At 70.3% G+C, this 10,456-nt stretch carries 9 protein-coding genes; 4 read left to right on the top strand and 5 right to left on the bottom strand.

Features of this window, described 5'->3' with window-relative positions; translation table 11 throughout:
* Positions 1-15: 15 nt before the first annotated feature.
* The 3 genes from G6038_RS20750 (at position 16) to G6038_RS20740 (ending at position 2,587) form a co-directional block, all read left to right on the top strand.
* Entirely contained in the window at positions 16-711 is a 696-nt protein-coding gene (locus tag G6038_RS20750) for a hypothetical protein (RefSeq protein WP_240918617.1), read from the top strand.
* 49 nt (positions 712-760) lie between these two features.
* Positions 761-1,768: a hypothetical protein gene (locus G6038_RS20745; RefSeq protein WP_165039660.1), complete on the top strand. Its 1,008-nt coding sequence runs from the start codon at positions 761-763 to the stop codon at positions 1,766-1,768.
* 93 nt (positions 1,769-1,861) lie between these two features.
* On the top strand, positions 1,862-2,587 hold the full coding sequence (locus G6038_RS20740; RefSeq protein WP_165039659.1) for a queuosine precursor transporter: 726 nt from the start codon (positions 1,862-1,864) through the stop codon (positions 2,585-2,587).
* A 73-nt stretch (positions 2,588-2,660) separates the two neighbouring features.
* On the opposite strand, the gene tgt is transcribed toward G6038_RS20740, so the two are convergent.
* The 4 genes from tgt to G6038_RS20720 all read right to left on the bottom strand — a co-directional run bounded on the left by tgt (position 2,661) and on the right by G6038_RS20720 (position 6,669).
* Positions 2,661-3,926, bottom strand: coding sequence for a tRNA guanosine(34) transglycosylase Tgt (gene tgt / locus G6038_RS20735; RefSeq protein WP_165039658.1), 1,266 nt, complete (start codon positions 3,924-3,926; stop codon positions 2,661-2,663).
* A gap of 25 nt (positions 3,927-3,951) precedes the next feature.
* A complete protein-coding gene (locus G6038_RS20730) occupies positions 3,952-5,082 on the bottom strand; it encodes an MFS transporter (RefSeq protein ID WP_165039664.1) in 1,131 nt (376 codons plus the stop codon).
* A gap of 395 nt (positions 5,083-5,477) precedes the next feature.
* Positions 5,478-5,648: a hypothetical protein gene (locus G6038_RS20725; RefSeq protein ID WP_240918616.1), complete on the bottom strand. Its 171-nt coding sequence runs from the start codon at positions 5,646-5,648 to the stop codon at positions 5,478-5,480.
* An 82-nt stretch (positions 5,649-5,730) separates the two neighbouring features.
* Positions 5,731-6,669, bottom strand: coding sequence for an amidohydrolase family protein (locus G6038_RS20720; RefSeq protein WP_165039657.1), 939 nt, complete (start codon positions 6,667-6,669; stop codon positions 5,731-5,733).
* A gap of 185 nt (positions 6,670-6,854) precedes the next feature.
* Here G6038_RS20720 and G6038_RS20715 point away from each other — a divergent pair, with 185 nt between their 5' ends.
* Positions 6,855-7,379: a DUF6448 family protein gene (locus G6038_RS20715; RefSeq protein WP_346772872.1), complete on the top strand. Its 525-nt coding sequence runs from the start codon at positions 6,855-6,857 to the stop codon at positions 7,377-7,379.
* Between the two features lie 228 nt (positions 7,380-7,607).
* On the opposite strand, the gene G6038_RS20710 is transcribed toward G6038_RS20715, so the two are convergent.
* Positions 7,608-10,331 (bottom strand): cation-translocating P-type ATPase, encoded by a 2,724-nt coding sequence (locus tag G6038_RS20710; protein ID WP_165039656.1) that lies wholly within the window; start codon positions 10,329-10,331, stop codon positions 7,608-7,610.
* Between the last annotated feature and the right edge of the window lie 125 nt (positions 10,332-10,456).

Genomic DNA, 10,456 nt, shown 5'->3' with positions numbered 1-10,456 from the left:
CTGCCCGAGGGGTAGTTGCCCGGCAGCTACCCGCCCCCGCCGGGCAACTACCCCTCGGGCAGTAGCCAGTACGGCGGATTCGGCGCCCCCACGCAGCTCAACGTGGGTGACGCGATCGGCTACGGCTGGAAGAAGTTCAGCCAGAACGCGGGAGTCTGGATCGCGTTCGTCGTCGCGGCGGCACTGATCCAGTTCGTGATCAACGTGATCTTCGGCGGCTTCGACACGAACGAACTGACGGCGCTCAGCATCATCGGCGCGATCGTCAGCGTGTTCGTCGGCATCCTGATCCAGGCCGCCTACGTGCGCGGCGCGCTGCACGAAACCGACGGCAACCGTCCGTCGTTCGGCTCGTTCTTCCAGTTCGAGAACATCGGCGCCGTGGTGGTCGCGAGCCTGCTCGTCTCGCTCATGACCGTGGTCGGTTTCGTCCTGCTGATCATCCCCGGGTTCATCGTCATCTTCCTGACCTGGTGGACGCTGCAGTTCGTCATCGACCAGAACCAGCAGCCGGTGGACGCGATCAAGTCCAGCTTCCGTGCCATCTCGTCCAACGTGGGACCGTTGCTGCTGCTGGCGCTGGCTCTCGTCGGCATCAACATCCTCGGCGCCATCCCGTGCGGCCTGGGTCTGCTCGTCACGATTCCGCTGACGATCATCGCCTCCACCTACGCCTACCGGGTGACCACCGGTCGCGGCGTCGCTCCCTGACGGACGCGGGCGTTCCACGACGCGGCCCGTTACGAACAAGAGGAACAAGATGACCACCGGGGGCTACGAGTCCAATCCCGATCCGCAGGATCCGAACAAGTACCCGGGCGCGCAGCCGTACGGCCCACCGCCCGGGTACGGCCCGCCCCAGGGTTACCCACCGCAGGGGCCGGGCTACGGCGCGCCCCCGCCCGGCTACGGTCCGCCCCAGGGCGCTCCCCAGTACGGCGCTCCCCAGTACGGCGCTCCCCAGTACGGCGGCGCACCGCAACAGCCCGGAGGACAGTACGGGCCGCCGGGGTACCCGGCGGGAAATCCGGCCGGGTACGGACCGCCGCCCGGATACGGCGCCCCCGGCGGCTACCCGCCCCCGCCCGGCTTCGGTCCTCCCCGCGCGCAGATCAACATCGGCGACGCGCTGAACTACGGGTGGCGCAAGTTCAGTGAGAACGTCGGCGGCTGGCTGAGCCTGGCCGGTGTGATCGTCGTTGCCGCCCTCGTGTTCGGTGCCCTGATGTTCGGCGTCGTGATGGCCTCGACCACGACGGACCGTTACGGCTACAGCACCGGCATGACGGGTGTCGGGATCGTCGTGATGATCGTGCTGATCGTCGCGTTCGTCATCGGCATGCTCGTCGTCCAGGCGGCCGCGGTGCGCGGGGCCCTGTACGAGCTGGACGGGCACAAGCCGGCGCTGAAGGACTTCTTCCGCGTCGGCAGCCTCGGTCCGATCCTGCTCGTCTCCCTGCTCATCGCGGTCGGCACGCTGCTCGGCTCGCTCGTCATCGTCGGCGGCATCATCGTCGCCTTCCTGACGGTGTGGGCGCTGCACTTCGTCATCGACCAGCGGCAGGACGCGGTTACGGCGATCAAGTCGAGCGCGTCCGCCGCCGCCGCCAACGTGGGGCAGCTGATCCTGTTGTGGCTGGTGCTGTCCGCGATCAACTTCGTCGGCGCGCTGCTGTGCTACGTCGGCCTGCTGGTCACGGTGCCCGTCACCACCATCGCGTACGCCTATGCGTACCGGGCCGTCACGGGCGGGCGCGTAGCCCCCTGACGGCACGTCGCGGGTCCCGATCCCCAGGGTCGGGACCCGCGTCCTTTTCGTCCGTTCTTCGCCTTCCTCCGGTCCGAGTGCTTGGATGGCCGGGTGACAGAGCACGTGCAGACCCAGCAATCCGACCATGCGCACTTCGCCCGCGTGGTCCGCAGCTACTACCCCGGGCTGGTGGCCCTGTTCACCGCGGTGCTCATCATCTCCAACGTCGCCGCCAGCAAGGGCGTGGCGTTCTTCGGCGACGCCGAGTGGGCGCTCGGCCCGCTGCAGGTCCTGCCGATCATCACCGACGGCGCGTTCTTCCTGTTCCCGCTCGCCTACATCGTCGGTGACGTCCTGAGCGAGGTGTACGGCTTCGCCGCGACCCGTCGCGCGGTCTACTACGGCTTCGGTGCGGTGGCGCTGGCCGCGTTGTGCTTCTGGGTCGCCCAGCAGCTCCCGCCCGCCGACTTCTACGAGAACCAGGCCGCCTTCGAGGCGGTCCTCGGGGTGGTGCCGCGGCTGCTGCTGGCCGGCCTCGCCGGCTACCTCGTCGGGCAGTTGCTCAACTCCTACGTGCTGGTGCGCATCAAGGAGGTCACCAAGGAGAAGCATCTGTGGGCGCGGCTGATCGGCTCCACCGTCGTCGGCGAGTTCGCCGACACGCTCATCTTCTGCGCGATCGCCGCCGGCGTCATCGGCATCACCACGTGGGCGGACTTCGTGAACTACGTGGTGGTCGGGTTCCTGTGGAAGACGCTGGTCGAGGTCGCCGTCATGCCGGTCACCTACGCGGTCATCGCACACGTGAAGCGACGCGAGCCGACCTACGCCCAGTGAGCGCCGCGACCGGTCCGGTCGTCCGCGACAGCCGTCGCCGTCGCGGACGACTGCGGAGTTCGCGGATCCTCGCTCACCGCCGCGCGTAGAACCGGCCCAGGGTCTCGGCCTTGTGTTCCTCGAGGTACCCGCCGTCGATGGCGGCGCGGATCTCGTCGACGAGGCGCACCGTGAACCGCTCGTTGTGGATGGTGCACAACGTGGACGCCAGCATCTCCTTCGCCTTGAACAGGTGGTGGATGTACGCGCGCGTGTAGTGGCGGCAGGTGTAGCAGTCGCAGTCCTCGTCGATCGGGGTGAAGTCGCGGCGGAACCGGCTGGTGTTGATGTTGAACCGCCCGTCCGGGTGGTAGATCGCCGCGTTGCGCGCCACCCGCGACGGGTTCACGCAGTCGAACGTGTCGACGCCGTGCTCGATCGCGACGAACATGTCGTCGGGCTCGCTGATCCCGAGCAGGTGCCGCGGCTTGTGCTCGGGCAGTTCCTCGGTGCACCAGCGGACGATGGTGCCGAGGTTCTGTTTCTCGAGCGCCCCGCCGATGCCGTAGCCGTCGAAGCCGCGGCCCGACTCGCCGACGATCGATTCGAGCCCGCGGCACGCCTGCCGGCGCAGGTCCTCGTACTGCGCCCCCTGCACCACCCCGAACAGTGCCTGGTACGGACGGTGGGCGCGCTGCGCCGTGAGCTTCTCGTGTTCGGCGATGCACCGCACCGCCCACGCCTGCGTCCGTTCGACGGACCGCTCCTGGTAGCCGCGGGTGTTCATCAGGGTGGTCAGCTCGTCGAACGCGAACATGATGTCGGCGCCGAGCTGATGCTGGATGCGCATCGACACCTCCGGGGTGAACCGGTGCCGGGAGCCGTCGAGGTGGGATTTGAAGGTGACGCCGTCGTCGTCGACGTGCGCGAGCCGCTCCTTTCCTTCGGCGATGACGTCGTCGGACCGGACACCGACGGCGTCCATCGCCAGGACCTTCTTGAAGCCGACCCCGAGGGACATCACCTGGAATCCACCGCTGTCGGTGAAGGTGGGTCCGTCCCAGTTCATGAACCTCCCGAGCCCGCCCGCCTCGTCGACGATGTCCGACCCGGGCTGCAGGTACAGGTGGTACGCGTTGGCGAGCAGGGCCTGCACCCCGAGTTCCTTCATCGCCTCGGGCAGGACCGCCTTGACCGTCGCCTTGGTGCCCACGCCGACGAACGCCGGGGTGTGGATGTCACCGTGCGGGGTGTGGATCGTGCCGGTGCGTCCGAGTCCGTTGTCGAGCCGGGTGCCGACGGTGAAGAACGGGTCGGGCGGGGTGGGCACGGCGGAAGCGGTGGCGCTGGGGTCGGTCACGTCGGTATCCAATCACGATGTCCGATCACGGCGCCGACGGCAGCCGCACGGCGAGCGCGAAGACGGCGACCCCGGCCAGCGCGAGCACCGCGCCGACGGCGGCCGGCGCGGTGTAGCCGAGGCCGGCGGCGATCACCGCGCCCCCGATCCAGGCGCCGAACGCGTTGGCGAGGTTGAACGCCGCGTGGTTGAGGGAGGCGGCCAGGGTCTGTGCGTCCTCGGCGACGTCCATGAGCCGGATCTGCAGTCCCGGGCCGACCGCGGCGCACCCGGCTCCCAGGAGGAACACCATCGCCAGGGCCGTGTACGGGTTGTGCGCCGCCGCGACGAACACGGCCAGCAGCACCGCCAGCGTCGTCATGGTCGTGAAGATGCCGGGTACCAGGGCCCGGTCGGCGACGCGGCCGCCGACCACGTTGCCGACGACCATGCCGATGCCGAAGAGCATCAGGGCGACCGGAACAAGCCCCTTCGAGACGCCGGCGACGTCGGTCAGGGTGGTGCTGATGTAGGTGTAGACGGCGAACACGCCGCCGAAACCGATCATCGCGACCGCGAGCGTCATCCACACCTGCTTGCGCCGCAGGGCACCGAGTTCGGTGCTCACGCTGGTGGTGCGGATCGCCAGGGCGGGCACCCAGGCGGCGATCGCGGCGACGGTGACCGTGCCGATCACCACCACCAGTGCGAACGCGGAGCGCCAGCCCAGCGCCATGCCGAGCCACGACGCGACGGGCACCCCCACCACGTTCGCGACGGACAGGCCCATCATCACCAGCGCCACCGCCCGGGCGCGCTGCCCGCGACCGGCGAGATGTGCGGCCACCAGCGCCGCGACCCCGAAGTACGCGCCGTGCGGCAGACCGGCGACGAACCGGGAGGCGACGAGCAGTCCGTAGTTCGGCGCGAGCACCGTCGCCGCGTTGCCGAGCGTGAACGCGATCATCAGCGCGATCAGCAACGTCTTGCGCGGGAGCCGGGCCGTCAGCGCCGCGATCAGCGGCGCACCGACCACGACCCCGGCGGCGTACGCCGACACCACATGCCCGGCAGTGGGCTCGGAGACGCCGAGACCGGTCGCGATGTCGGGCAGCAGGCCCATCGCCACGAACTCGGTGGTGCCGATGCCGAACCCGCCGAGGGCGAGCGCCCACATCGCCCGGGCGCGCCCCGGCCGGGCCTCTGCTGCCGGCGCGGCCTCGGGGACGGCCGCCGGTGCTGCGGAGCCGGGTGGGCATGCGGATGCCGTCGTCGTCATGAGCGGGAACCTTCGAATAGTGCGGGATGCGCTGGATCTTGTCGGCGTGCGAACCAGCCGAGTCTCCATTGTCTTGCACACACCGATCCGACCTCGAATCGAGAGGACGTGAGTTCGGCCACCCGGCACCAGCCGCGCCCTGCGAAGGATCGGTCCACGACCCGCCGCGTCCGAGGCGGCGTGAGCAGATCGCGCACTGCGGGCCGGGCTACCGCGTCTGCAGCGAAGGTATCCAGTATCCTTCTGCGACAAGGGTTTCGGATACCATTACGCCTCCGTAGGCAGCACGGAATTCACCAGTCCGCGCCGGCCCGTTCGGATGCGCGCAGCCGGAGCACCCCGTCGCCGATCCGGTACCGAATCATCATCGTCGGGGCGGGTGCGTACATGTGAATGCCGACGGCCGGAGAATTCGTGTCGTTCGTCACCCCACGGACGTGGTCGGCGTCGAAGCCGCGGGCCATACCCGAACGAATCACCTTGCGCGACAACGCTACTTCGACTTCGTGGTCGTCGGCAACGGCCGCGTTGCCGTCACCGAGGAGGTCACGACGACCGTGCCACTCCGGCCGGGCCCGCGTGTCCGGGGTTCTGCGCAGGCACATTCGCGAAGAAGCGGGCCGGATTGTCCGTCCGCAGGCGCATGCCGGCGGAACCGCCGAGCACCAACGGCCGTGCGTAGGGGCGATCGGAGCCGAGCAGCACCCGGTCCTCGCCCAGGGATGCGGTCACCGCCGCGACGACCTCCCGCCCGTACGACGACGTCTCCACGTAGACCCCCGGCCCGGGAATCGCGCCGGGCCCGCCGCGCACCGCCATCCGATCGGCGTGCAGCGGCGCCAGGCCGGCGAGCATCGCGAACAGCACCCGCACCGTCGAGAACCGGCGCGCCCCGAACTCGTGCCAGGCGAACCAGGCGGTGTGCATCTGGGTCACGTACGACACCATCGCCGGCCACCACGCCGGAGCGCCGGGCGCCGACGCCGGACCGGGATGCACGAACAGCGGCTTACGCGCCCGCTCGAGCTCCGACAGCAGCGGCGCACACCGGTCGAAGCCCGCCGGGTCGGCCAGGGCGGTCGCCGGCAACTGCAGGCCCACACACCCGGCCGCGAGGACGTCGCGCAGCGTCTCCGGATCGGGCTCGGCGACGCCGGCGGCGGCCCACACGCCGAACCGGTCGGGCAGGCCCAGCGCCCCCTCGTGATAGGCGTCGAGCAGCGGCCGGGACTCCACGGCGGGCAGTTCCTCGATCCCCAGGGGGCTCGACAGCGACACCAGCGCCAGATCGATTCCGTCCCGGACCGCCAGGGCCGTCCGCGCGGGGATCGCATGGTCGGCGGGGTCGACCCGATACGGCGGTTCCCCGGGCAGGTGCAGCATCCAGCCGTCGAGCCGGGGCGCGGCGCTGCGTGCCCGGAGGGCGTCGACGAAGGACGCCGGCCACACATGTTGATGCACGTCGACGCGGGGACGTCGCCTCATGCGTCCACGGTCGCCGCCGCGGCTCGCGGTGTCAACCGTCGCCCGCAACCCGGCGCCGAACCGGGCCGTCGAGCGACGCGGAACCCCGGCGTGACCGCCCCCGCCCGGCGCTCGCTCGACGCCGGTCACACCCCCGCACTAGCCTGGGACCGAGCGTGTTCGCCGATCGTCGGAAGGAGCACCCCGTGCCTCCCCACTGCGATTCCATGGACGGTCCCGTCGTCAAGGCCGCCGAGGCGGCACTGGGCGACGACAACGTCGACCTGATCCTGCCGTTCGTTCCCGCCGACGCCGAGGACGAGGTGCGCACGGCGTTCGATCGGGCGAGAGCCGCGCGTGCGGAGGGTCCGATCGCCCACGAGGTGGCCGATCTCTACTTCTTCGACACCGTGGTCCGGCTGCACCGCGCGGGCGAGGGCGCCCCGTTCACCGGCGTGAAGCCGGCCGGCGGCGACGTCGGACCCGTGATCCCGCTCGCCGAGGACGCGATCGAAACGGGCTCGATCGAGAAGCTCTACGCATTCCTGTCCGCCGAGCTGCACCGGCAGCTGCAGTCCCGGCTGGATCGGATCGCCGAGCTGACCGACGCCGTCACGACCGCCGAGCGGCGGGAGTACACCGAGGCGATGCTCGGCCTGCAGGTGTACAGCCATCACCTCTACAAGAGCATGCACCGGGACCCGCACGAGGGCGGGCACTCGCACGGCTGATCCACGGCTGATCCGGGGGGCGCCCGCGGTCACATCGGCATCATGTGATGCGGTCACATCGGCATCATGTGATGCGGTCACATCGGCATCATGTGATGCATCGGCATACCCGGCATCAGCATGTGGTGCATCTGCATCATCAACATGTGCAGCATGTGCATCCAGCCCATGTCCATCGTTCCCACCTCCGCGTCCTGCGGTGTTCGTCGGAGGGCGACACCACCTCCACTATGCGCCCGCCCGAACGTGCATGTCACCACGCCGGCGCCGCACGCTTCGTCCGATGGCCTTGACGAGTTCGTCCACCCACAGCACCGAGGATCCGACGCCGACGGCGAGCGCCCACTGCTGCGAGGTGAGCGCGGTGGTGTCGAAGAAGCCCTGCAGGAAGGTCGTCTGCACCACGCACACCTGCAGGACGACCACCACGACGATCGCGATCCAGATGCTGTGGTTGGTGAGGGTCTGCAACGAGAACACCGAGCCGAGTTCGGAGCGGACGTTGAGCAGGTTGAACACCTGGAAGAAGACGAACGTGGTGAACGCGAGGGTGGTGGCGAACAGCGGGTCGCCGGCGCTTTCGGGGAACCACTGCGGCGCGTAGTGCAGCACTGCGACGGTTCCGGCGGTCATGACGATGCCCAGGCCGAGGATGCGGCGGAGCCGATCGCGGCTGAGCAGGCGCTCGTGGGCCGGCCGCGGCGGCCGGGACATGGTGCCCGGCTCGGTGGGGTCGACGCCGAGTGCGAGGGCCGGCGGGCCGTCCATGATGATGTTGACCCACAGGATCTGCAGCGCCGTGAACGGCGCACCGCCGGCGAGCCCGAGGGCCCCGGAGACGAGGAAGATCAGCACGAATCCCCACGCCGTGGTCAGTTGGAACTTCACGAACTTGACGATGTTGGCGTAGATGCCGCGGCCTTCCTCGACCGCGGCGACGATGGTCGCGAAGTTGTCGTCGGTGAGGATCATGTCGGCCGCGCTCTTGGACACGTCGGTGCCGGTGATGCCCATGGCGACACCGATGTCGGCCTGTTCGAGGGCGGGCGCGTCGTTGACACCGTCGCCGGTCATGGCGACCACCTCGCCGTTCGCCTGCAGCGCCTTGACGACCCGGATCTTGTGCTCCGGCGCGACGCGGGCCAGAACTCCGAAACCTGCTGCCCGGGAACGTAGCTCGTTGTCGTCCAGGGCGTCGAGGTCGGCGCCGGTGGCCGCGGCGCCCCCGATGCCCAGTTCCGCGGCGATCGCCGACGCGGTCACGAGGTGGTCGCCGGTGATCATGTGCACTTCGATGCCGGCGGCGTGGGCCACCGCGATGGCTCGCTCGGCCTCCGTCCGCGGCGGATCGACGATGCCGACCACGGCGTAGAGGGTCAGCTCGGACACCGCGCGCTGCAGCGCCTCCCCGTCGCCCCGCGGCACCGCCTGCAGGTCCCGGCCGGCGATCATCAGGGTGCGCAGCCCCTCGGCGGCGAGCGACTGCACCGCCGAGCGGAGGCGCTCGCGGCGGCGGTCGTCGAGCGGGACGGGGCCGTCCCCGTCGAGCATCGCGGTGGCCCGGTCGAGCAGCGCACCGGGAGCGCCCTTGGCGAAACACCGGTACCCGCCGTCGGGCAGGGCGTGGAAGGTCGCCATGTACTTGTAGGCGGAGTCGAACGGCACCTCCGCCAGCCGCGGCACCGCGAGACGCGCCCCCTCGACGTCGATGCCGCCCTTCTCGGCGAGCACCACCAGCGCGCCCTCGGTGGGATCGCCGACGAGCACCCCGTCGCGGACGACGGCGTCGTTGCACAGGGCCATCCCGAGCAGCGGCGCGGTCAGGTCCGGGGCCGGCAGCCCGTCGCCGACGAGGATCTTGCCGGCCGTTTCGTACCCGGTGCCGGTGACGCGGAAGCTGCGTCCGCGGGCCAGCAGCCGCTGCACCGTCATCTGGTTGAGGGTGAGGGTGCCGGTCTTGTCGGTGGCGATGTGGGTGGTGCTGCCGAGGGTCTCGACGGCGGCGAGTCGTTTGACGATGGCGCCGCGCGCGGCGAGCCGCGAGGCCCCCATCGCGAGGGTGAAGGCGACGACCGCGGTCAACCCCTCGGGGATGGTGGCGACGGCGAGCGAGACGGCGGTGATCAGCAGGTCCGACCACGACTGCCCGCGCAGCAGGCCGAGGACGAACACGACGGCGACGACGGTCAGCGCGACGATGGTGAGGGTCTTGGCGAGCTGGTCGATGCGGCGCTGCAGCGGGGTCTTCTCCACCCCGGCGGCACCGAGCAGGGTGGCGATCGCGCCGATCTCGGTCTGCATCCCGGTGGCCGTGACCACCATCGTGCCCCGGCCGCGGGTGATCTCGGTGTTCATGAACAGCATGTCGGCACGGTCACCCAGCGGGGCCTGCTCGTCGTCGACGGGTTCGACGGTCTTGTCGACAGGGTGGGACTCGCCGGTGAGCGCGGACTCGGCGACCTGCAGCCGCGCCGCCCCGACGACCCGGCCGTCGGCGGGCACGGAGTCGCCGGCCTCGAGCAGCACGACGTCGCCGGGCACGAGTTCGGTGCGCGGCAGGTGCTGTTCGCGGCCGTCGCGGCGGACACGGGCGGTGTCGACGGCCATCTGGCGCAGCGCCTGCAGACTGTTCTCGGCCCGGCGCTCCTGCACGTAGTTCAGGACGGTGTTGAGGGTGATGACGGCGAGGATGACGACGGGGGTCTCCCATTCGCGCGAGACCACGGCGCTGACCACGGCGGCGACGACGAGGACGAGGGTCATCCGGTCGGCGAGCAGGGCGAGCACCTTGCGCCAGCCGGGGACGGCTGCCGTCTCGTCGAGGGCGTTGGGTCCGTGCTCGCGCCGGCGCTCCTCGACGACGTCGGCGGGCAGCCCTGCCGCGGGGTCGACGTCGAGTGCCGCCGCGACGTCGTCGGCGCCGCGGGTGTGCCACGTGGTGGCCAGGGGCATCTCGCACGCTCCTCGGTGGGGTGAGGTCGGGCGGCTCCCACGCTATCGATGTGACGGACACCGCGCGATTCGATGGACGATCCGCCTGTGCCGGGCGCGGATTCGTGATGTGCTGGAGGCGGTGA

The organism is Rhodococcus sp. 14C212, from assembly GCF_011058195.1.
Lineage (GTDB): Bacteria > Actinomycetota > Actinomycetes > Mycobacteriales > Mycobacteriaceae > Rhodococcus > Rhodococcus aetherivorans.
Note: the sequence above shows the minus strand (reverse complement) of the source record. Positions and strands in the feature narration are given on the sequence as shown.